At 32.3% G+C, this 21,873-nt stretch carries 21 protein-coding genes; 10 read left to right on the top strand and 11 right to left on the bottom strand.

Annotation, left to right across the window (positions count from 1 at the left end; all coding sequences use genetic code 11):
* The first annotated feature begins 114 nt into the window (after positions 1-114).
* The 3 genes from ABYI63_RS03700 to ABYI63_RS03710 are packed head-to-tail and all read left to right on the top strand — an operon-like array spanning position 115 to position 3,049.
* Complete coding sequence (locus ABYI63_RS03700; RefSeq protein ID WP_372753563.1) at positions 115-390, top strand: hypothetical protein; 276 nt, start codon at positions 115-117, stop codon at positions 388-390.
* Positions 391-436: 46 nt separating this feature from the next.
* Positions 437-2,377 carry a tetratricopeptide repeat protein gene (locus ABYI63_RS03705; protein WP_372753565.1) on the top strand — a complete coding sequence of 647 codons (1,941 nt, stop codon included), beginning with the start codon at positions 437-439 and terminating at the stop codon, positions 2,375-2,377.
* Positions 2,378-2,398: 21 nt separating this feature from the next.
* On the top strand, positions 2,399-3,049 hold the full coding sequence (locus tag ABYI63_RS03710; RefSeq protein ID WP_372753567.1) for a response regulator: 651 nt from the start codon (positions 2,399-2,401) through the stop codon (positions 3,047-3,049).
* Positions 3,050-3,226: 177 nt separating this feature from the next.
* Here the strand turns inward: ABYI63_RS03710 and ABYI63_RS03715 are convergent, their stop codons facing one another.
* Positions 3,227-3,532, bottom strand: a complete 306-nt coding sequence (locus ABYI63_RS03715; protein ID WP_372753569.1) for a rhodanese-like domain-containing protein — start codon at positions 3,530-3,532, stop codon at positions 3,227-3,229.
* 123 nt (positions 3,533-3,655) lie between these two features.
* Between ABYI63_RS03715 and ABYI63_RS03720 the strand changes: the two genes are divergently transcribed.
* Positions 3,656-4,408: an enoyl-CoA hydratase/isomerase family protein gene (locus tag ABYI63_RS03720; protein WP_372753571.1), complete on the top strand. Its 753-nt coding sequence runs from the start codon at positions 3,656-3,658 to the stop codon at positions 4,406-4,408.
* 33 nt (positions 4,409-4,441) lie between these two features.
* Here the strand turns inward: ABYI63_RS03720 and ABYI63_RS03725 are convergent, their stop codons facing one another.
* The 3 genes from ABYI63_RS03725 to ABYI63_RS03735 form a co-directional block, all read right to left on the bottom strand.
* Entirely contained in the window at positions 4,442-6,193 is a 1,752-nt protein-coding gene (locus ABYI63_RS03725) for an aromatic amino acid hydroxylase (RefSeq protein ID WP_372753573.1), read from the bottom strand.
* A 111-nt stretch (positions 6,194-6,304) separates the two neighbouring features.
* A complete protein-coding gene (locus tag ABYI63_RS03730; RefSeq protein WP_372753575.1) occupies positions 6,305-6,874 on the bottom strand; it encodes a DUF4136 domain-containing protein in 570 nt (189 codons plus the stop codon).
* An 81-nt stretch (positions 6,875-6,955) separates the two neighbouring features.
* Entirely contained in the window at positions 6,956-7,129 is a 174-nt protein-coding gene (locus tag ABYI63_RS03735; RefSeq protein WP_372753577.1) for a DUF5522 domain-containing protein, read from the bottom strand.
* A 377-nt stretch (positions 7,130-7,506) separates the two neighbouring features.
* On the opposite strand from ABYI63_RS03735, the gene ABYI63_RS03740 reads away from it, so the two are divergent.
* From ABYI63_RS03740 to hemL, 3 genes are read left to right on the top strand one after another with little or no spacing between them, the layout of a single operon-like run.
* Positions 7,507-8,418 (top strand): 1-aminocyclopropane-1-carboxylate deaminase/D-cysteine desulfhydrase, encoded by a 912-nt coding sequence (locus ABYI63_RS03740; protein ID WP_372753579.1) that lies wholly within the window; start codon positions 7,507-7,509, stop codon positions 8,416-8,418.
* A 5-nt stretch (positions 8,419-8,423) separates the two neighbouring features.
* Entirely contained in the window at positions 8,424-9,434 is a 1,011-nt protein-coding gene (locus ABYI63_RS03745; RefSeq protein WP_372753581.1) for a glucosaminidase domain-containing protein, read from the top strand.
* 17 nt (positions 9,435-9,451) lie between these two features.
* Entirely contained in the window at positions 9,452-10,738 is a 1,287-nt protein-coding gene (hemL, locus tag ABYI63_RS03750) for a glutamate-1-semialdehyde 2,1-aminomutase (RefSeq protein ID WP_372753583.1), read from the top strand.
* 87 nt (positions 10,739-10,825) lie between these two features.
* On the opposite strand, the gene ABYI63_RS03755 is transcribed toward hemL, so the two are convergent.
* The 4 genes from ABYI63_RS03755 to lysS form a co-directional block, all read right to left on the bottom strand.
* Positions 10,826-11,299: a hypothetical protein gene (locus ABYI63_RS03755; protein WP_372753585.1), complete on the bottom strand. Its 474-nt coding sequence runs from the start codon at positions 11,297-11,299 to the stop codon at positions 10,826-10,828.
* Positions 11,300-11,426: 127 nt separating this feature from the next.
* Complete coding sequence (locus ABYI63_RS03760; RefSeq protein WP_372753587.1) at positions 11,427-12,644, bottom strand: hypothetical protein; 1,218 nt, start codon at positions 12,642-12,644, stop codon at positions 11,427-11,429.
* Positions 12,645-12,979: 335 nt separating this feature from the next.
* Positions 12,980-15,019: an ATP-binding protein gene (locus ABYI63_RS03765; RefSeq protein WP_372753590.1), complete on the bottom strand. Its 2,040-nt coding sequence runs from the start codon at positions 15,017-15,019 to the stop codon at positions 12,980-12,982.
* Positions 15,020-15,084: 65 nt separating this feature from the next.
* On the bottom strand, positions 15,085-16,779 hold the full coding sequence (gene lysS / locus ABYI63_RS03770; protein ID WP_372753592.1) for a lysine--tRNA ligase: 1,695 nt from the start codon (positions 16,777-16,779) through the stop codon (positions 15,085-15,087).
* 163 nt (positions 16,780-16,942) lie between these two features.
* Between lysS and ABYI63_RS03775 the strand changes: the two genes are divergently transcribed.
* Genes ABYI63_RS03775 through lipB form a run of 3 tightly spaced genes read left to right on the top strand, consistent with a single transcriptional unit; the run spans position 16,943 to position 18,608 of the window.
* On the top strand, positions 16,943-17,101 hold the full coding sequence (locus ABYI63_RS03775; protein WP_372753594.1) for a YqaE/Pmp3 family membrane protein: 159 nt from the start codon (positions 16,943-16,945) through the stop codon (positions 17,099-17,101).
* A 36-nt stretch (positions 17,102-17,137) separates the two neighbouring features.
* Positions 17,138-17,887, top strand: coding sequence for a hypothetical protein (locus ABYI63_RS03780; protein ID WP_372753596.1), 750 nt, complete (start codon positions 17,138-17,140; stop codon positions 17,885-17,887).
* A gap of 4 nt (positions 17,888-17,891) precedes the next feature.
* Entirely contained in the window at positions 17,892-18,608 is a 717-nt protein-coding gene (gene lipB / locus ABYI63_RS03785) for a lipoyl(octanoyl) transferase LipB (RefSeq protein WP_372753598.1), read from the top strand.
* Between the two features lie 16 nt (positions 18,609-18,624).
* Here the strand turns inward: lipB and ABYI63_RS03790 are convergent, their stop codons facing one another.
* The 3 genes from ABYI63_RS03790 to ABYI63_RS03800 form a co-directional block, all read right to left on the bottom strand.
* Positions 18,625-19,794 carry a hypothetical protein gene (locus tag ABYI63_RS03790; protein WP_372753600.1) on the bottom strand — a complete coding sequence of 390 codons (1,170 nt, stop codon included), beginning with the start codon at positions 19,792-19,794 and terminating at the stop codon, positions 18,625-18,627.
* 377 nt (positions 19,795-20,171) lie between these two features.
* Complete coding sequence (gene fucP / locus ABYI63_RS03795) at positions 20,172-21,470, bottom strand: L-fucose:H+ symporter permease (protein WP_372753602.1); 1,299 nt, start codon at positions 21,468-21,470, stop codon at positions 20,172-20,174.
* 96 nt (positions 21,471-21,566) lie between these two features.
* The coding region (locus tag ABYI63_RS03800) for an aldehyde dehydrogenase family protein (RefSeq protein ID WP_372753604.1) at positions 21,567-21,873 on the bottom strand (307 nt) is incomplete at its 5' end.

Here is a 21,873-nt window from a genome sequence, read left to right on the forward strand (position 1 = left end):
TAAAGAACACCATCCAGTAAAATCATTAAAAGGGATTTACGGTTGGTGTTTTTTTTATAAGCTTATTTTGCCCGCCTATTTATTGGTTTTAATCATTATGTAATCTTCGTCATTATGTTTAATAACGTCATTACTTCAGGTATAGTTGTGTTGATTGTGGTTTTAGTTTTTGTCATTATTAAAACCATTTTTCAAAATATATTCTTAAATAAAATTGCAAATAAATCGTATGCGCAACTGCGTGAAAAGATTGCCCAAGAGCAGTTAAAACTCCAAATAAATAACGAAAGAATTCTATTAGTAGAAGAGTTGCATATTACAATCTTCAATCGAGTTTTTAAAATAGCAAGGGATATTATTTTAGTTCAAAAGCTTATATTTGATAAGTAAGTTGGTAGAAATTCTTAAATTCTTTTTGTTGATATTCTTAAATAATATGAAGAAACTATTCATTGTAATAATCTTACTATCTTTTATTTGCAGTTATGCTCAAACAATTAAGCGGTTGGATAGCTTAATACAAGTTTCTAAAAAGCAAAATAACCATCAGCTTATAAATACACTTAATGAAATATCATGGGAGTTTAAAAATTCAAATGCCGACTCCGCACTTATTTATGCAAAAAAAGCCCTGAAAACAGCTAAAATTATTAATGAGAATAGGTTCATTGCAGCAGCATATAACAGTGTTGCATCAGCGTTTGAAGCTAATAGTAATATTGATAGTGCAGAAATTTATCATCAGAGGAGTTTAAAAATTAAGCTTAAAATTAACGATTCTGTAGGTGTTGCCGATTCCTATAACAATTTAGGTATCATTGAAGATATCAAAGGGAATTACGATTTAGCTTTAAAAAATTACTTCAAAGCTTTAAAAATATACGAAGAACACGCCAAAGATTTTGAAAAAGTTCCTACCGTTCTCATAAATATTGGGATTGTTTATAAAAAGCAAAAAGAATATAACAAAGTATTAGATTATTATCACAGAGCACTCAAAATTTATAAAAAAAATAATTTTGAAATAGGAGAGACTATAGTAACCGGTAATATTGGTTCGGTTTTAATTAATCTTCAAGAGTATAAACAATCTATTCAATATTCTGAAAAAGCTAAAGAGCTTTATTCTAAATTAGGCTATAGCAGATATGTACCCTACATGCTGGAAAATATAGGTATCGCGAAGGATAGCCTAAAACAGTATGCTTCTGCCCGGACAGACTACTTGGCTGCAATTTCTTTTTTTGAAAATGACCAAAATTTATATGAATTATCGAACACTAAAATTTCATTAGCTAATAATTATACCTTAACAAATGAGTTCGTCCCTGCCAAAAAAGAACTTTTAGAAGCGTTGGCTATCATAAATAAAAATGGTTTTAAAGAAATGAAAGTTAAGGCATTGCGAAATTTATCCAGAGTTTATTGGTTAACCAACGATTTGAAAAATGCTTACATTACCCAAAACCTTTATAGTATTGAAAAAGATAGTTTGAGTGAAGCCGAGAAAATAAAGACCATTTACGAACTGGAAACCAAATACGAAACAGAGAAAAAAGAAAAAGAAATTCTTTCTCATCGTGCTAACCTAGCCGAAAAAGAACTTCATATAAACCAGAAAAACACTCAAATAATTGGTTTGGTGGTTTTGGCTTTAGTAATTTCATTATTGGGCTATGTGTTGTTTAATCAACAAAAGTTGAAAACCAAACAACTTCAAAAAGAGGGTGAACTTAAGGAAGCTTTAGCAGAAATTGAAAGTCAGAATAAACTACAAGAACAACGTCTTGCTATTTCGCGCGATTTGCATGATACTATTGGCGCTCAGCTAACCTTCATAATTTCTTCTATAGATAACTTACAATATGGTTATAAAATTACCAACGAGAAGTTGACTAATAGGTTAACTAGTATTACAAATTTTACTAAGGAAACTATTTATGAGTTGCGAGATACTATCTGGGCGATGAACAAAAACGATATTTCTTTAGAAGATTTGCAGGCTAGAATTTCAAATTTTATTGATAAAGGACAGCTGTTTTCCAATGGAACTAATTTTAGTTTTATAACGGATTCATCTATAGATGAAGAATTAAAATTCTCATCTTTAAAAGGTATGAATATTTATAGGATTATTCAGGAATCCATTAATAATGCGGTAAAGTATGCTGAAGCAAACACAATTACTGTGTGCTTTAAAAATACTGAAAATGGGCTGAACGTTTCTATTAAGGATAATGGAAAGGGATTTGATGCAAGTTCTGTTGCGTTAGGTAATGGCCTTAGCAACATGAAAAAACGAGCGAGTGAGATCGGTTCAATCTTGTATATTGAAAGTAAAATAAATGAAGGGACAACAATTCAGTTTGAAATTTAGATAATTTAAAAAATCCATTAAATGAATATTAAAATTGGTATTGCAGATGATAACTCATTTTTAATAAATGCAGTCAAAGAAAAATTATCCTTTTTTGAAGATTTAAATGTGCGGTTTACGGCTGTTAACGGTGCCGATTTATTGTCGCATTTAGAAGATAATCATCATATCGATATTATTTTAATGGATATTGAAATGCCAGTTTTAAATGGTATTGAAACTACCGAAATTGTAAAACAAAAATACCCTCACATCAAAATCATCATGCTTACAGTTTTTGATAATGATGAAAATATTTTCAATGCGATAAAAGCAGGAGCCGATGGCTATTTACTAAAAGAAATCAATGCAAAAGATTTATATGAAGGCATAAAACAAACCTTAAATGGCGGTGCAGCAATGAATCCATCGATTGCATTGAAAACCTTAAAATTATTGAGGAATCCAATTGATTTTAGTTGTAAAGAAAGTGAAGAAGATATCAAGCTTTCAGAACGCGAAATTCAAGTTTTAGAGCAATTAAGCAAGGGTTTAAGTTATAATATCATTGCTGAAAACCTCATTTTATCATCGGGAACCATAAGAAAGCACATCGAAAATATTTATAAAAAACTGCAAGTTCATAATAAATTGGAAGCTGTAGAGAAAGCGAAAAAAAATAATTTAATATAACACAACGGTAATATTTTGGTAATCTTATTAAAAGATTTTTTTCTAATTTTGAACTTGTTTAGAATTAGTTAAATTACATTAGTTAGGGCTTCTGTGTCGAAGCGAACTAATGTTTTTTTGTTTTAAAAAGTTTTATACACCAAATTTTAAAGTGTATAATGAACAAGTCACTCTAAACTATAATTTACTTTTCAAATTCATCCAGCCACCGCCATTTACAGCTTCAATTCCGTTACTTTTCAAAATACTGGCAGCACTTCCAGAGCGCATGCCACTGGCGCAGCATGTAATAACAGGTTTGTTTAGTTTCTTAATATCATTTATTTTAGAACTAATAGTTTGTAAAGGTATATTTTTAGAACCTTTAATGTTGCCATGTTGGTATTCTGCTGTAGTTCTAACATCCAGTATAATCGCGCCTCGCGATTGAAAATCTTTTATAGCGTCTCCTTTGTTTCCAAATAAAAAATTTAATAATCCCATAGTTTTAATTTTTTACAAATTAATTTAAAATAATTTATACTATTGGTAACAAAGGTTACTTAATCATTCAGTAAAAATTTATGTATATTCAACCATTGAAAAATCAAAAATAATTGCTGTAAAATGAATGAGGCGTATGTTACTTTAAATATAAAAAATGGCGTTGGATATATTGAGTTTTTCCATCCGAATAGAAACTCCATGCCTAGTGATATTTTATTGAAGTTAAAAGAAGCCATTGAAGAAGCAGGGCTGGATGATGCTGTTAATGTTATCGTTTTAAAAAGTGGTGGTGATAGAACCTTTTGTGCTGGCGCTAGTTTTAACGAAGTTATGGCGGTTAAAACACCTAGTGAAGGTAAATTGTTTTTCTCTGGATTTGCAAATGTTATTAATGCCATGCGGACTAGTCCAAAACTAATTATTGGGCGTGTTCAAGGAAAAACTGTTGGTGGAGGGGTTGGCTTAGCTGCTGCAACCGATTATTGTTTGGCAACCAAATTTGCCTCCATAAGGTTAAGTGAATTAAGTATAGGTATAGGGCCGTTTGTTATTGAACCAGCTGTAACTAGAAAAGTAGGATTGTCTGCAATGTCTCAAATGACTATGGATGCTGAAACATTTTTTTCAGCGGAATGGGCTAAAAGTAAAGGTTTGTATTCTGAATTGTTTGAAACTACTCAGGAACTAGATGTCGCAATAACAACCTTAGCAGAAAAAATAAGCACCTACAATCCTGAAGCTTGTAAACAAATGAAATCGGTTTTTTGGGAAGGAACGGAACATTGGGAAACGCTGCTTACTGAACGTGCCGAAATCACAGGAGCTTTAGTGCTTAGTGAATTTACCAAAAATACCTTGAAGCGGTTTAGATGAGTAGGCCCTTTATTAGTTTTTTATAACACCACATTATTTTTTGCTTTCAACAATTTTCAAGCCATCATCAATTAGTCTTTCAAATTGAGGGTTGTTTTGTTTAATAGTTTTCAAGTGATTTAAAATTACGGTACATAGTTCACTTTCATTAGCTATAAAAGCCAATTCGTATAGTTCAACGGGTAAAAGCCAGTCTTTCGGAAACTCTGCAATTAATTGCTCCAAAACTTTACTTTTGGAAATGGTTTTGTTTTTTCCTTCTCGGTAATCTCTAATCTGTTGATAAAGCGTTTCTAGTTTTAATTGTTCAATTGTTTTTGTTATGTGAATTGTTTTTGAAGTTGGAACATGTGTTATTAAATTGAAACTTTCTAAATCTGCAGAACCAGAAAATGCTGAAATAATGTTTTTGCCAACAGCCATATGGTAAACACCTTGTTCTGGCTTAAACAGAATAATATCGTTATGTGTAACGGTGCAATTATCAAAACTGATTAAAATTATTTTTCCTTGTAGATTTCGTTTCCCTGTGATGATGTTTCCTGAAACTATAATGCCTCCATCAAACTCTAAAGTCACAGTTTTTTCTTCATAAATATCGTAGGCTCTTAAATCGCGAGGACTCATGTCTTCAATCGCTAAGTTAATTCCTTTTAATTTTCCAATGGGTGAGCCAAAACCGTTTTTATGTGTTTTTCTGCCATGCCCAACGAGTTCTTTTTCTCTATAGGCTAAAGCTGTTTCTCCCGTAGTCTGTATATATATAGCTTTGCCGTTATCTTCAATCACTTCAGAAAATAATCCTGAAATTTGTAGACCTGTACTTAATTCAATAGTTCCTAAAGCTTTAGAATTAATGAGTTTGTTAACGCCTGAAAGTCCACCTTTACGCAATGTCATAGTGTTGGCAAAAGTTTCTAATACCAGACTTAAATGTGCGAAATCAGGAGTTACAAATAACTGTGGTTGTAGTTTTGTAATGTCGAAATTTTTAAAAGTTGCCTCTATTGTGTAAGGTAGTTTTTTAACAGCGTCGGTCAAACACCAAGCGCTTTCTCCTATTGAAGATAATAAGCCAGCGCCATATATTTTCGGGGTTTCAGGTGTTCCGATTAAACCATATTCCACGGTCCACCAATGAAGATTTCTAATAAGTGCCATTTCACTAGGCTCTCCCATATTATTTTGTAAATGATTTACTTTTTTTTCAGCTGCAGCAATATCTGCTTCGTCAGTATTTGGTGCTTCTTTAATTATGGATAAATGTCTCACGGCTTCATATAATTCATAATCTTTGGCCGATGAGATGGCTTTACAACCAATCTCGCCAAAACGTCTTAAATATTCAGTATATTCGGGGTTGGCAATAATTGGGGCGTGTCCGGCACCTTCGTGAATAATATCTGGTGCTGGTGTGTATTCTATATGTTCTAGTTGTCGGATGTCGCTGGCAATAACTAAAACATTATAGGCTTGAAATTCCATAAACGCATTTGGAGGAATGAAGCCATCAACAGCTACGGCTGCCCAACCAATATCTTTCAAAATCCTATTCATGCCATACATATTTGGGATATGATCAATGGAAATGCCCGTTTTTTTCAAACCTTCTAAATAGGACTTATGAGCAACTTCTTTTAAGAAATCGACATTTTTACGCATAACATAGCGCCAAACGGCCTGGTCTATAGCCGAGTAATCTTCATAATTTTGTGGTTTTATAAACTGTAGTAAATGCTTAGGTAAGCGATTTAATATAGGATTTGATTTTACAGAAGTAAGCATAAAAAAGTAGCTAATGTGTGTGCTATAAAATTACAAATTCTATAATTAAGCTTTTATAAACTGTTGTTAAATAAAAAAGAGCAACCTTTATAAGTTGCTCTTTTGTTTAGTTTATTTTGTTATTTGTGGGGGATATTTTTCCAATATTTTAGAAACAAATTCTTGGATACGCTCGTCTTTCTTCTCCATTTTTTGAGTTAAATAACCAGTACCCATACCTTGCCAAACTAACTCTTTTTTATTCGCATCAATTAAATCAATAAATAATGTGCCTTCTGTGCTTGTTGATATACTTGGTTGGTTCCAACCCCAGCCCCAACCAGGACCAAAGCCTCCGCCCCAAGGGCCCCAGCCTCCCCAGCCCCAAGCACCCATGCCCCAAGAATTGTTGTAAACATCAACACGCTGATTTGATTTGGTGAAAAGGCTTATAAGTATATCGGGTGTTTCTGATTTTGTAAAACCTTTAGCTATCATTTCTGCTTCAATAGACCTAAGAATTCTACGTTTATCTAAATCACTAATCTCAGCTTTGTCTATACCTGTTTTAAAAAAAGCAAAGGTTTTATAAGTGTTAAATTTGGCATTTTTATCGTAATCGGCTGCAACTCTAACCGAACTACAGGACGATACTATAATTAATAAGGCTAAAAAAGGGATGGTTTTTAGTAATGTTTTCATAGCGAACAAATTTTTTTAGTTTATAACAATTCTTCTTTTTAAATTATCAATAATCGTACCAAGAGACCTCTTGTTAGCTGATTAATTATTATAATTTTTTATGCTATTTGTCTTTTTATCAAAGCCGTATGGGCAATGTCTGCAACCACTTTCGCAACAGTAACCTCTTTTTAAGTGGTATTGTTCAGTAAAACAGCGATACCCTTCAGGCGTTAAATAATAGTCGCCTTCTTCAACTGGAATTATTTTTTTCATGTATTACAAAGATAACGTATTTTGGATTGATTTTTGATTCATGCAAATTATGATTTTAGTTTCACAATATTTAGTACCAAAGGGATATTTAGGTTTAACCTGTTATCCATTTGTGTTTTTAAAGTTTGAAAATCTAAAAACTAATACAAGGTTATTAAACCATGAAAATATTCATTTGAAGCAGCAGTTGGAATTATTAATTCTGCCTTTTTTTCTAGTGTATTTTATTGAGTTTTTAGTTCGGTTATTTCAATATAAAAAATGGGATTTGGCTTATAGAAATATCTCATTTGAGAGGGAGGCTTATATAAACGAAAGTGATTTAGAATATCTAAAACAGCGTCGTTTTTGGTGTTTTTTAAGGTATCTTCGCAGTCATGAACTTTAATCTTGAAAATAGCATAAATCAGCAAATTAATCTTATTCATTTTGCTGATGTTGAATTGTTTGTTAAGCGGGAAGATCGCATTCATCCTTTTGTTTCGGGTAATAAATATCGGAAGTTAAAGTATAATTTAAAGGAAGCAGAATCGTTGGGTTTTAGGACTTTGTTAACTTTTGGGGGAGCTTATTCTAACCATATTGCTGCGGTAGCTTCGGCAGGGCAATTGTTAGGTTTTAATACCATAGGAGTTATTAGAGGAGATGAATTAAAAGATGCCAAGAACGATAGTGAAACATTACAGTTCGCTAAATCATGCGGTATGCAATTTAAATTTGTTAGCAGAGAAGCTTACCGAAATAAAACGTCTAGAGTTTTTATTGATAGTTTAAAAGCTGAATTTAAGGAATTTTATCTTGTTCCAGAAGGAGGTACTAATGCTTTAGCTGTTAGTGGTTGTGAGGAAATATTAACAGAAGCGGACGATGATTTTGATTACATATGTTGTGCGGTTGGAACTGGCGGTACGATTTCTGGATTAATAAATTGTTCAAAACCTAGTCAACAAGTTTTAGGATTTCCTGCTTTAAAAGGTGACTTTTTACAACAAGATATTAGTAAATTTGCAAATAAGAACAATTGGAAACTAATTACAGACTATCATTTTGGGGGTTATGCAAAAATAAATACAGATTTGATAACGTTTATAAATGAGTTTAAAAATAATTTTAATGTGCCTTTAGATCCTGTTTATACTGGTAAAATGATGTTTGGAATTATGGATTTAATTGAAAAAGATTATTTTCCAAAAGGCTCGAAGTTATTGGCAATTCATACGGGTGGTTTACAGGGTATTACTGGGATGAATTCAGTTCTTAAAAGGAGAAATTTACCAATTATAGCATAATATAAATGATAAGAATACTATTTTTTTGCTTGTTAGCAAGTGTGATGTTAAGTTGTGGTTCTAAAAAGGCTTTAACGAAAAAGAAGTCTTCAAACAAACAAAGAACAGAACAAGTTTATAGAAAGGAACCCAGATCAACTTCAAAAGGAAATGAAAATGCCACAGAAGTTGTAAATGGTGTTGAAGTTAAAATAGGTTCAACGGAAGAATATATTATACTTTTTAAAGCCATCGCTCAAGAAGAAATGCAGTTGTATGGCATACCGGCAAGTATTACTTTGGCTCAAGGAATTCTGGAGTCTAATTCTGGTCGTGGTAGGTTAGCTATGGAAGCTAATAATCATTTTGGAATTAAATGTCATGAATGGACTGGGGATAAAATTTATCATGATGATGATACCGCTCAAGAGTGTTTCCGAAAATATACCGATTCGAAATACTCTTTTAGAGATCATTCTTTGTTTTTGTCACAACGGTCGCGTTATGCTGCACTTTTCAAACTTAAAAAAGAAGATTACAAAGGGTGGGCAAAGGAACTTAGAAAAGCAGGTTATGCAACCGATCCTAGGTACCCCGAAAAATTAATTGGATTAATTGAACGTTATGGTTTGCATAAATATGATGAAGAAGTACTAGGAGATAAGTATGTGAAATATGAAGATGAAATAGGTGACTTCTCTATGTATTATGTTGCAAAAGGTGAAACAATGTATTCCATCTCTAAAAAATTCAATATCACTGTTAAAGAACTTCAAGAAATAAATGCTTTATCAGGAACAGAACTAAGTGTTGGTCAAAAATTGAAAATTAAAAAAGATTTAGGAACATCGGCAACGAATTCAAATCAGGTAACTCAGGGAAAAGCCTCAACAGTAAAAAGTTCTCATGTGGTTGAAAAAGGTGAAACACTTTATTCTATTTCAAAACGATATAATAAAACCATTAAAGAACTTCAGGAGTTAAACGGTTTAACTGATACTGGTTTAAATATTGGGCAAACACTTCAGGTTAATTAGTATCAAATACATTAAAAATGAATTATAAGAGAAGCAGTGCGTTATTTGCACAAGCCGAAAACGTTATTCCTGGTGGGGTAAATTCACCAGTTAGAGCGTTTAAAGGAGTTGGTGGGACCCCGATTTTTGTTAAAGAGGCGAAGGGTGCCTATTTGTATGATGAAGATGATAATCGATTAATAGATTATATAAATTCATGGGGACCAATGATTTTGGGACATGCCCATAAACCTGTAGTGGATGCGGTTGTAGAAAAAGCAAAAAAAGGAACTTCCTTTGGAATGCCTACAGAAATTGAAACAAAAATTGCAGAGTTGGCCGTTTCCATGGTGCCAAATATTGATAAAATTAGGTTTGTAAATTCTGGTACTGAAGCCTGTATGAGTGCCGTTCGATTAGCGAGAGGGTATACTAAAAAAGATAAAATAATCAAGTTTGCAGGATGTTATCATGGGCATAGCGACTCGTTTTTAATACAAGCAGGTAGTGGAGCAAGTACCTTTGGTACACCTAACAGTCCGGGTGTAACTCAAGGCACTGCTAAAGACACTTTATTGGCACGTTATAACGATATTGAAAATGTTGAGGAATTAATTAATGCCAATAAAAATGAAATTGCTTGTATTATCATAGAGCCAGTTGCTGGAAATATGGGCTGTGTACCACCACAAAATGATTTTTTATTTAAATTAAGGACACTTTGTACTGAGCATAATATTTTGTTGATTTTTGATGAAGTAATGACAGGCTTCCGCCTAGCAAAAGGTGGTGCACAAGAACTATATAATATTAAAGCAGATATTGTGTGCTTTGGAAAAGTTATTGGCGGTGGATTACCCGTAGGTGCGTTTGCTGCTAATAATGAAATTATGAATCATTTAGCGCCTTTAGGTCCAGTATATCAGGCAGGAACGTTAAGTGGAAATCCTTTAGCAATGGCAGCAGGTTTGGCAATGCTAACTGAGTTAAATAATGATGTTGAAGTTTTTAATCGATTAGCAGAAAAAACCGAATATTTACACAATGGTATTGCTAAAGTACTAAATGAAAATAAAGTAACGCATACTATTAATAGGGTTGGGTCTATGATTTCAGTGCACTTTGACGAAGCACCTGTGGTCGATTTTGAAACGGCTGCTAAAGGTAATAATGATACATTTAAAAAATTCTTTCACGGTTTGTTGAATGAAGGAGTTTATATTGCACCAAGTGCCTTCGAAACTTGGTTTATTACAGATGCTTTAAGCTTTTTTGATTTAGATTTTACAATAAACGCGGTAAATAAAGTTGCTAAAACGCTATAAAATAAAATGCGCATGTTTAACCAGAACATGCGCATTTTCACCAACTAACAAACTAATTATCTAACTAATCAACTAACTAAAATGTTTTTAGTTTTTTTGGTTATCACCTTTTCTTCTTTCATTATTATTTCTCTGACTCATAGCATGTTTGCGCATTTTTTCCTGATCAGTTTCCCATTTTTCAAACTGTTCTTTACTTAAAATACTTTTCATTCTGGCTTTGGTTGCAATTTGATGGTCTAGTTTCGCGTTCATCATTTTTAAGCGTTCTTCTTTTGAAGGTTTTTCTTTAGAATTACTTTCTTTTTTAGCCTTAAAAGTTTCCATCATTTCCTTTTTTGCCGTTGCATTCTCCAAATTTAATTTATGAATCTGCTTTTGTTGCGATTCATTTAAATCCAAATGTAATGTCATTTTTTTTGTTTGAAGTGTAGCCATTTCCTCAGGAGTCAGGTCGCTCATTCTTTGCGTTCTGTTTTCGCGGTTTGGACGTTCTTTTCTTTCTTGTGCAATGCCTTGAATTGTTACTAAAGCAAGTGCAATTATGAATAATCTTTTCATTATAATAAGTTTTAATGTTTTACAGTATTAAGACTTTAGCAATTTGAAAAGGTTTAATTATGCTAATGATTTTAACGGAAAGTTAACAGCAATGCTGTTTTAAAAAAAATTGTCTTATTAAATGGATTTATTTAAAAATCGGGAGTTTTAAACTCACTCCCGTTTGAAAATCGGGCGCATTATTCACCCTAAAATCTTCTTTAAAATAAACACACAAGGTAAGGTTTGGGCGCCCATAAGTGTACATAAACGTCCAAAAAGATAATTTTTTATATAAGGTTTCAAATCCATGTTGCCAACCACCATTTATTTCTTTCCATTTTCCAATCATTCGATAATAATCGGCTTCTTCTTTTTTGTTATAAGAGGTCTGAATTTGGAAATTAACACTAAAAGCATTGTAATTTTTCTTTTTTGTGAATTTGGCTATTTGTAAATCACTTTCAAAAGTGCCCAAGTATGGGTTGTTGCCTAAATCAATTACCTCTTCAAAGTTAATAAGGTTTTTACGGAGTACATTTAAACCAAGTGCAAAATTAAGCTCATAATTTGATTTGAACTCTAATTTTTTTATTGCGTTTGCCGATACACCTACATCTAAAGATGAATTGTATCTAGAGGTATTTATGCCTAAATGACTTCCGAAATTGATAAAGATATTTCTTGTTTTATTAATGGATAATGTTGGATAATAGTGATGATTAAATTCAAAGCCACCTAAAAAGAAATCATTATTATTTAATTCAAGGTTGTTCCCATACCGATCTTGATACCTAAAATTTACTTGGTTTAAGCCATAGTAACGTCTTCCATAGGGGTCTTCACCTCCAATAAGATTGCTATGAAACCATTCAATGCTTTCATCACCTGTAAAAACGGAAAAGGGGTATTTTCCTTTGGTTATTAATAATGAGCGGAGGGAAATATCCAATTCATGATTTTTGGTTAATGGAATATTAATACCTATACGAAACTCTTTTATTACCGCATCAATTTCAATATTCATATAATCTGCAGGTGTTGTTTCCTGATCTACAAATTGAAAATTTCTATGGTACCATATTAATTTACTCTGCTCTTTTTGCGTTTCAGGGTCTTTTGGGATATAAGTTTCTACGAACGGATGAAAGTTGTTACCACTGGTAGAAGTGAAGGTTAAGCTCGTTTTTTTTTGTGGAGCAAGTTTGAAGTTTGTATTAATTCGAGCGCTAAAAATTCCAAAATGGTGTGTTGCTAAAATGCTTGGTTTTTCAATACCGTTTTTAAAGTACAAGCTATCTTGTGATTGTCCTAATAAAATGAAGCAGTAACAATTGAAGAAAAGTAGTGTAATATTTTTCAGCATCTTGTAAAAATATGGAAAGTTTTAAAAATTATCCAAGTTAAATTTTTAGCAGTTAAATCGTATTAAATTTAGATTATTTAATTAATAACTTATCTTAAAAAATTAACACTTGAAGTTTTTTTTCTTAAAGAAGGTTAAAAGTTTCAACTTTCATTGTTAAACATTTCTAAATAGTTTTATTGCCAACTAAAAATTGATTCTATTTGTATAGTTATTTATTTGAGACATATATAAATCTACATAGTAGGTTATTAGGTTAGTAATAAATTATGTTTAGTTGGTTAGTTTTAAAAGCCCAGTAATTAAAATTTACTGGGCTTTTTATTTTTTATAAATTAATTATTGAAATGGAATCTTAGCAACGAGAATAAATGTTCTTTTTTGAAGGGTTTACTTAAGTAATTATTCATACCACTTTCAATGGCTTTGTTTATGGCGGCGGTTGTAACATTTGCTGAAAGTCCAAAAATCAAAACGTGTTTATCGCTTTGTCTTATAATGCGTGTCGCTTCCCAACCATCCATTTCGGGCATATGAATATCCATAAAAATAAGTTGGTATTTTTTGTCTTTTACTTTATCTAAAGCAATTTTTCCATTTGCTGCTGTATCCGATTCTACTCCGATGTCTAGAAGGAATTTTTTTAATACAATAATATTTAGTGTATTATCATCTACAATTAAAACATCAATATCTTTAAGGTTGAGGTTTTTCTTATTGTCTAAAGGTAGTTCTGTTTCTTCTGAAATATCAAACAGGAATGATACCGTGAATTTAGTTCCTCTATTATTTTCACTTTCAACAGAAATTTCTCCACCCATCATGGCAACTAAGTTTTCACAAATTGCTAAACCAAGCCCACTTCCTTCATGTTCTTTTTTAACGGCATTTTCAATTTGAGTAAATCTATTAAATATGGAGTCTATTTTGTTTTTTTCTATACCAATGCCGGTGTCTTCAATATTTACTATTAATTTTAATTGGTCTTGAATTACGGTTTCCGAGCAGGTTACTGTAACACCACCTTCTTTAGTAAACTTTAAGGCATTCTTTAAAATATTATTTATTACTTGTAGTAACTTGCCAGCATCACCAATTACCATGGTGTTGAGAACGTTTTCGAAATTTGTTTTAAGGTATAAACCCTTTTTTACAAATAAAAACTGATTGACTTCTATAAGTTCATTTATCTTTTTGGAAGGAGCGAAAATTTGCTTGTCTAATTCTGTTTTGCCCGATTCTATTTTGTCAATCTCTAAAATATCATTTACAAGGTCTAAAAGGTTGCTAGATGATTTATCCATTAAATCTACATATTCCTTTTGTGTAGGGGCTAAGTCTTCATCTTTTAAAAGTTCAATAAAACCAATAACGGCATGTAAAGGCGTTCTAATTTCATGACTCATATTTGATAAAAAGTCCGTTTTTGCCTGAGATGCTACGTAGGCTCTGTCCTTTTCGGCATTAAGTTGTTCGTTTAGTTGAATTAAAGAGTCATTGGCATCAATGGCTTCTCTTGTTCCTTTTTTTGCTCTTAGAAAAAAATAGATTAGTGATGATACTATTATGGATAGAAAAATTCCCATAATTAAGGCAATATTAATAATAGTTTTCCCTTCTGCTATTAGAAAATTTTGGGAAGGATAAATATTTAACCGCCATAATTGCTTGTCTAATTCATCAACTAAAATGGTTGTGTTATGAGAAATGTTGCGTTTGGTTTTTAACCTTATGGAATTGTTTGCTTGGTAAAAAAGGGCTCCTTCATGATCGTACAATTCAACAACATATTGATCTTCTAAATAACTAATAAATTTATTGAAATTTTCATTAAAATTCATTCCAGCCGTTATGGTACCTTGGAACTTGCCATCAAAATATACAGGAACATCTACCAAAAAGGCTTGACCTGTTTGTGTAAGTTCTAACCACGAGGTGATGTTTGTTTCACCCGTTTTGGCATGGTTTAGCCATTCATCTTTTCTGTAAGCTAATTGGGAAATATCTAAGTTTAAAGCTTTTTCATTTCCTTCTAGAGGATTAATCATTCTAATAACCATGTTATTATCAATCCACTCAATAAACCTAACCGATTCGTTTTGTTTTAGAATTAAATTGGCATCGTGTTCCCAGTTTTCAAAGTAGTCTCCATTTGTAAACTCCAATCTGCGTTTAACATTCTCAAGTTTTGAAATATCTGCTTGAATGATATTGTGGAATTCCTTGGTAATTAATTTGCCTGTATGTGATAGGTTTTCTTCCACAACGGCATAATACCTATTCAAGGAAGTAACATAAGTTACAATTGAAATTGAGATTAGGATAAAAAAAGTGGTAATAGCAATTATTAAATCTAATTGTGTTTTTTTAATCATAAACTATTACCATTTTTTCTTTTAGCATTCAAGTGAATACGCCTTAAAATAATTTTGCTTGAAAGTTACGAAATAATTTCAACTAGCAAATCATCATCTGTTTTTATAACAGTGGCTAATTTATGCTTGGTTAACCCTTTTATTCCTTTGTCCCAAGCCTTATTACTTAAGCCAGATTGTGATTTCAAATCATTAAGAGACATGTTTTTTTGAGTTTTTAAAATGTCGAAAATAACTTTTTCCGCATCGCTTAATTCCACTGCTTTTTTCTCTGGTCGCATTTGTGGGAAGAATAGAACTTCTTGAATTGATGCATTGTTGGTTAAAAACATTATTAATCTATCCATTCCAATACCCATACCAGAGGTTGGAGGCATACCGTATTCTAAAGCACGTAAAAAGTCGTAATCTATTGTTCCGGTTGCTTCGTCGTCTCCTTTTTTAGCGAGTTCCATCTGGTGTTCAAAACGTTCACGTTGGTCTATTGGATCGTTTAATTCAGAATAAGCATTAGCTACTTCCTTGCCACAAACCATCAATTCAAAACGTTCTGTTAATTCTGGGTTTTCTCGGTGTTCTTTACACAACGGACTCATTTCCTTTGGATAATCTGTTATAAAGGTTGGCTGGATGTAATTACCTTCGCATTTTTCGCCAAAAATTTCATCAATCAATTTTCCTTTACCCATGGTATCGTCTACCTCAATACCCATGTTTTTTGCAGCGGTTCTAATTTCGTCTTCTGTTTTTCCAGTAATGTCAAAGCCCGTAAATTCTTTAATAGAATCTGTCATTGTTATTCTGGCATAAGGCGCCTTAAAGTCTATTTCATGCTTGCCAAAAGTGGCTTTGGTTGTCCCGTTTACGGCTGTTGCACAATGCTCTAATAAGCGCTCGCAGAAGTCCATCATCCAGTTGTAGTCTTTGTAGGCTACATAAATTTCCATGGCAGTAAATTCAGGATTGTGAGTTCGGTCCATTCCCTCGTTTCTAAAGTTTTTAGAAAACTCATAAACCCCATCAAAACCACCAACAATAAGTCTTTTTAGATACAATTCATTAGCAATTCGCATGTATAATGGAATGTCTAATGCGTTATGATGTGTTGTAAACGGACGCGCAGCTGCACCTCCAGGAATAGGTTGTAAAACAGGAGTTTCAACTTCAAAGTAGCCAGCATCATTAAAAAACTGACGCATGGCATTAAATAATTTAGTGCGTTTTATAAATACATTTTTTACTTTAGGGTTTACCACTAAATCGGCATAACGCTGTCTGTAACGTTGCTCCGGATCTGTAAATGCATCGTATACCACACCATCTTTTTCTTTTGGTAAAGGAAGCGGCTTTAAGGCTTTGCTTAATAGCGTAAAGTCTTTTACACGAACACTTTTTTCCCCAACTTTCGTTGTAAATAATTCGCCTTCAATACCAACAAAATCGCCGAAATCTAATAATTTTTTAAAAACTTCGTTGTATTTTTCTTTATCGTCGCCAGGGCAAATTTCATCTCGGTTAAAATATACCTGAATCTTGCCATCGGCATCTTGTAATTCGGCAAAACTTGCTTTTCCTTGTACCTTAATCATCATCAGCCTACCAGCAATAACTACTTTTTTATCCGCTTCAAATTGGTCTTTTATTTGTTTTGAAGTGTGAGTTACAGGGTATAAATCTGCAGGATATGGGTTAACACCTATTTCACGTAATTTTACTAATTTTTCTCTACGTACAAGCTCTTGCTCTGATAATTGCGACATATTCTAAATTTCTATGTATTTTTTAAAGGCACAAAGATAATCATTTGATTAACGATTACCGATTTTAGATTTATGAATTTTTAAGCTTCAGAATTTAAATAAAATTGTAACAAAAAACCTAAATTTACGACTTACAGATTATATCGTCAATGAAAAAAATATTATGAGTTTCTGGAGAGTTTTACTGTCAATTATTTGTCCACCTTTAGCTGTAATAGATAAAGGTTGTGGCTCAATTACTATTGTTTTTTTACTTTGGCTTTGTGGCTGGGTTCCTGGGGTTATTGCCGCACTTGTAATTCTTAACAATCCCAAAAATTAAACTTATATTTGATTAATTATTTTTAAAATTTTATATATGAATCGGTTTATAGTTGCAGTAGTCTTAATGTTTTCCTTAATGCTGTCGAGTTGCCAGTTTTCTGAAAATATATACATTAATGATGATGGTTCTGGTAAAATGGAGTTTTCATTTGATGGGACACAACTTATGCAAATGGCTGGCGATAAACTGAGTGATAGCCAAGAAAAAGCCATCGATTCTACTTTTAGTTTTAAAGAATTGTTTGCCACTATGGGCGATAGTATTTCCAAGCTGTCGGCAGAAGAGCAGCAAGGAATTAAAAATTTGGAACCTTTCAGTATGCATATGCGAATGAACCCCGAAACTTCCGAAATGAAGTTTGATATGTTTACCGATTTTAAATCTGTAAATGAACTTCAGGATATGTTTAAAGCCATGAAAAGTTTTGGAGACATAAAAGGTAAAGAGAAAACAAATGGAGTAGGTAATCCATTTTCTTCTTTTGGAAGTGATGAAAATACAGAACTTAGCTATAATTACAATGGAAACGTATTTAAAAGAACTGCAAAAATAGTTGATAAAGAGGCCTATAGCCAAGTGGTTGATAGTTTAGGTCAAATGGCAATGATGTTTGGTTCTTCTGTTTATAAATTGAACTATCATTTCCCAAAACGCATAAAATCAGTTTCGAATGAAAAAGCATTGTTTAGCGCCGACAGGAAAAGCGTAACCGTTGAATATGGATTTATGGATTATATAACCAACCCAGAAGCTTTAAATCTGGAGGTTATTTTAGAAGATTAATACTTTGAATAAGATTATAGAATTACAAGATTTAGGTTTAAAAGATTATAAAGAAACCTGGGATTACCAAGAACAACTTTTTAAAAGTACCGTTGATGCCAAAATTAGTAATAGGCGCAACAATACCAATATAGAAACCAAAAATCATTTTTTATTTGTAGAACATCCCCATGTTTATACTTTGGGGAAAAGTGGTGATATCTCTAATTTGTTAGTTGATGAAGAACAATTAAAGGTTAAAAATGCGTCGTTTTACAAAGTTAATAGAGGAGGTGATATTACTTACCACGGCCCAGGTCAAATAGTGGGTTACCCCATTTTAGATTTAGATAACTTCTTTACGGACATTCATAAATACCTTCGGTTTTTAGAGGAAATGATTATTTTAACTCTTGCAGAATACGGTTTAAAAGCAGAAAGAAGTCCAGGTGAAACAGGGGTTTGGTTAGACGTTGGAACACCTTTTGCTCGTAAAATTTGTGCTATGGGGGTTCGGGCTAGCCGTTGGGTTACTATGCATGGATTTGCTTTAAACGTGAATGCTAATTTGGGGTATTTCGATTTGATGATTCCGTGTGGCATTCGTGGAAAAACAGTAACCTCTTTAAATGTAGAATTAGCCCAAAAAACAGTTGATGAATCTGAGGTTAAAAAGAAATTATTAAAACATTTTAAGGCACTTTTTGAAGCTGAATTTGTTGGGTCACTTAATATTAATTGAAAGGTTTAATTTAAGGTTACAGTTTAAATACGTCATTTAATAAAAGGAAAACCCCATAGGAATAATCAAATTGATGTTGTGTATTTTTTTCGATACCTTCAATGGTGTTTCCGTTGTTAAGTTGGTAATAGCATTCTAATTGAAATCCTAGTTTTACATTATTAGCTATTTGATTTTGATAGAATAGTTTGGAAAAAAGCAAATTCCGGTCAGGTTCCGTTAAATCTAAGTATCTATTATCTAACACGCCATTCCAATAATTAACATTGCTTTTAAGTGAATAGGATTGAAACATTTCATTTCCTTTAGCAGAAATAAATTTGTTAGCCTTATAATGCGCTAATAAAAAATTAAAATGTTCTGTTTTATAGTTTAAGGTTGTATAATGGGCATAGCCTTCAGTAAAAGGGTATTCGGTTTTTGCCTTTGTTGAATGTAATAAATAGTAGTGACCAATTGTGAAGCCTTTTTTGGGGTTATAATTCGTTTTATACTCCAAGCCCAAAGATATATTATGAAAATTCATGCTATTATCTATGCTGTTTTCACTGCGATACTTATTATTGATTTGCCCTCCTTTATGATAATAAATGTATTGTATTGGTAAAGAAAAGTTTTTGACAAGTGCTGTTTTTGAAGCCAACCCCATTGTGAAAACTTCGCGTTCTTCACTATATCTTCTAATGTAATTTTCCCAATTCAACCAAGCATCAAAATAGATATTTTTTGTTTTATACTTATATTCAAAGCCGGTTTCAATAATGTCTTCACTTAAAATTTTCTCACTTGCCATTAGTGGTTCAATTAAGGTATGATTGTTTCGGGAATATAAATTACCGATTGTTATTTGGGAGTTGTTTTTAAAGTAATTAAAACTAAAGGTAGGAATGGCATAGTCAATATTATGTTCGCCAAAGTTTTTCATTAAAAAAACGCCTGCTCTAAATTGTGTTTTATCAGAACTATTATAAATAATTTCAGGTTGTAAATGGGTTCCTAATAATGTGAAACCGTCTGCAATATCATTAAAATATTCATTGTTCTTAATGAAATTAAGGTTGTAAACAGAGATGTTAAATTTATTATTAGTTATTAAAGAGTCTTTTTCCTCAGAAAAAAATACAGATTCTTGTGCAGTTATATAAAAAGAAGTTGCAAAAAAGAAAAGGAAAAAGTATTGCTTCATTAACGACTTTTGAAAATTAGTTCATTGTATTCTTTTTAGAATTAACTAAATAGCTTTAGTACCCAAAAATAGAGTTTTCATGGAATTAATTAATGTTGCAAGGTGCTTTTATTTTTTATTTTGTTAGTTAGATAAGCAGGGTTTAGCTCTTTATATTACAAAGTTCAGCAAGCTAGTTGTATTTAAATGTTTCCATTACCTAATATAGGGTAGAAATATAAAAAAAAAATCACCTGTAAATATTTTGATTACAGGTGATTTTTTTGTGTTTACAAACTGATTTAATTGACTTAGTCTACCAATTTAATATATGAAGGCATTAAATAAGTGTCAGTTTTAATGTAATTTGAAGCATTTTTTGTGTCAATTATTTTTCTTTATGAATGGATTTTTAATGTTCTATACCCGTAAACTGCAATAAAACAGAAACAAATGAAAGGTAGTATAAACGAAAAGTTTACCCCTGATAAAGGGCCAACTTTTTCCATATCTATAAATATACCTTGTAGAATGGGCATTAAAGCACCTCCTACAATGGCCATAACTAAACCAGCAGCCCCAAGCGCTGTGTCTTCTTCATCTAACCCATGAAGTGCAATACCGTAAATAGTTGGGAACATTAAAGACATAAAGGCAGAAGTTGCTACCAATAAATACAGACCTAAAATGCCTTCAATTAGAATAACTCCAGCAGTAGTTGTCATTGCGCAAAGTGCAAAAATCATAAGTAGTTTTCTCGAATTTACGTATTTCATTAAAAAAGTACTTATAAATCGACTCAATAAGAAAATACTCATAGCTACAATATTGTAATTTTGAGCTTCAGCTTTTGGTATTCCTAAGTTTCCTGCATATTGAATGATGAAGGTCCAACACATAATTTGTGCAGCTACATAAAATAATTGTGCTAAAACACCTTCTTTATATTTTCCATTACCGAATAATCTTTTAAATGAAGATGCTGCACTAGTTTGGTTGTCATTCTTTTCTCGTTTAGGCATTTTGGTAATGGCAATAACAACTAACATGGCGATTACAACAAAACCAAGAATCACATAAGGGTTTCTTATAACTGATAAATCGTGTGTTCTGATTACGGCTTTTTGTGCTTCGTCTAGGGTGTTGAAAATAAGTTCACCGGCCTCATTTCTTTTATCGGAATCTAAGGCTACTAAAATGAATTTTGAAGCAACAAACATACCGAATAGAGAACCTATAGGGTTGAAAGCTTGTGCTAAATTTAGCCTTCTGGTTGCGGTGCGTTCGTCTCCCATCATAAGTATAAATGGGTTTGCAGTTGTTTCAAGAAAGGCTAATCCAAAAGTTAAGATGTATAAGGAAACCAAAAAGTAACCAAATACTTCAAACTTAGCCGCCGGATAAAATAATAGTGCTCCAATTGCGTAGAGTACTAGGCCTAAAATGATACCACTTTTATAGCTGTATTTTCTAACGAAAAGGGCAGCGGGAATTGCCATAGTGGCATAACCACCGTAAAATGCAAATTGTACTAATGCCGCTTTAGCTGTGGAAATTTCCATTACCGTTGCAAAGGCTGCAACCATAGGGTTTGTTATATCATTAGCAAATCCCCATAAGGAAAATAATGATGTTATAATTATAAAAGGAATTAAGACTTCTTTAGAAACTACAGGTATTTTTTCTGTATTACTCATTGGTTATTTAGTATTAGTTTAATAATATAAACAAAGCACCATTCAATTTTGTATCTAAAATGAACAGTGCTTTCATTGCTTATTCAGTAAGTTATTTTATCTATATTGAGCATAAATAACTTTAGTTTGGAGGTATTCTTCCATGCCATGTTTTCCATCTGCACCGCCCACGCCAGATTTTTTCCAACCTGCATGGAAACCTTGAATGGCTTCAAAATGCTCTCTGTTAACGTAAGTTTCACCAAATTCGAGTTGGTCGCATGCGTGCATTACTTTATTAAAGTTTTCAGAGAATATGGATGATGTTAAGCCAAATTCACAATCGTTAGCCAGCGCAATAGCTTCATCTAGAGTACCAAACTTCATAACAGGTAACACAGGGCCAAAGACTTCTTCTCTTATA

It is taken from the genome of Mariniflexile sp., from assembly GCF_041583155.1.
GTDB lineage: Bacteria > Bacteroidota > Bacteroidia > Flavobacteriales > Flavobacteriaceae > Mariniflexile.

Excerpts from the sequence above, each read along its gene's own strand:
- ABYI63_RS03725 (WP_372753573.1), bottom strand. The coding sequence starts at position 6,193 with ATGCTTACTTCTGTAAAATCAAATCCTATATTAAATCGCTTACCTAAG.
- ABYI63_RS03735 (WP_372753577.1), bottom strand. The coding sequence starts at position 7,129 with ATGAAAAAAATAATTCCAGTTGAAGAAGGCGACTATTATTTAACGCCT.
- ABYI63_RS03720 (WP_372753571.1), top strand. The coding sequence starts at position 3,656 with ATGAATGAGGCGTATGTTACTTTAAATATAAAAAATGGCGTTGGATAT.
- ABYI63_RS03730 (WP_372753575.1), bottom strand. The coding sequence starts at position 6,874 with ATGAAAACATTACTAAAAACCATCCCTTTTTTAGCCTTATTAATTATA.
- fucP (WP_372753602.1), bottom strand. The coding sequence starts at position 21,470 with ATGAGTAATACAGAAAAAATACCTGTAGTTTCTAAAGAAGTCTTAATT.
- ABYI63_RS03705 (WP_372753565.1), top strand. The coding sequence starts at position 437 with ATGAAGAAACTATTCATTGTAATAATCTTACTATCTTTTATTTGCAGT.
- ABYI63_RS03780 (WP_372753596.1), top strand. The coding sequence starts at position 17,138 with ATGAATCGGTTTATAGTTGCAGTAGTCTTAATGTTTTCCTTAATGCTG.
- ABYI63_RS03775 (WP_372753594.1), top strand. The coding sequence starts at position 16,943 with ATGAGTTTCTGGAGAGTTTTACTGTCAATTATTTGTCCACCTTTAGCT.
- ABYI63_RS03790 (WP_372753600.1), bottom strand. The coding sequence starts at position 19,794 with ATGAAGCAATACTTTTTCCTTTTCTTTTTTGCAACTTCTTTTTATATA.
- ABYI63_RS03715 (WP_372753569.1), bottom strand. The coding sequence starts at position 3,532 with ATGGGATTATTAAATTTTTTATTTGGAAACAAAGGAGACGCTATAAAA.
- ABYI63_RS03765 (WP_372753590.1), bottom strand. The coding sequence starts at position 15,019 with ATGATTAAAAAAACACAATTAGATTTAATAATTGCTATTACCACTTTT.
- ABYI63_RS03760 (WP_372753587.1), bottom strand. The coding sequence starts at position 12,644 with ATGCTGAAAAATATTACACTACTTTTCTTCAATTGTTACTGCTTCATT.
- ABYI63_RS03740 (WP_372753579.1), top strand. The coding sequence starts at position 7,507 with ATGAACTTTAATCTTGAAAATAGCATAAATCAGCAAATTAATCTTATT.
- hemL (WP_372753583.1), top strand. The coding sequence starts at position 9,452 with ATGAATTATAAGAGAAGCAGTGCGTTATTTGCACAAGCCGAAAACGTT.
- ABYI63_RS03700 (WP_372753563.1), top strand. The coding sequence starts at position 115 with ATGTTTAATAACGTCATTACTTCAGGTATAGTTGTGTTGATTGTGGTT.
- ABYI63_RS03745 (WP_372753581.1), top strand. The coding sequence starts at position 8,424 with ATGATAAGAATACTATTTTTTTGCTTGTTAGCAAGTGTGATGTTAAGT.
- ABYI63_RS03755 (WP_372753585.1), bottom strand. The coding sequence starts at position 11,299 with ATGAAAAGATTATTCATAATTGCACTTGCTTTAGTAACAATTCAAGGC.
- ABYI63_RS03710 (WP_372753567.1), top strand. The coding sequence starts at position 2,399 with ATGAATATTAAAATTGGTATTGCAGATGATAACTCATTTTTAATAAAT.
- lysS (WP_372753592.1), bottom strand. The coding sequence starts at position 16,779 with ATGTCGCAATTATCAGAGCAAGAGCTTGTACGTAGAGAAAAATTAGTA.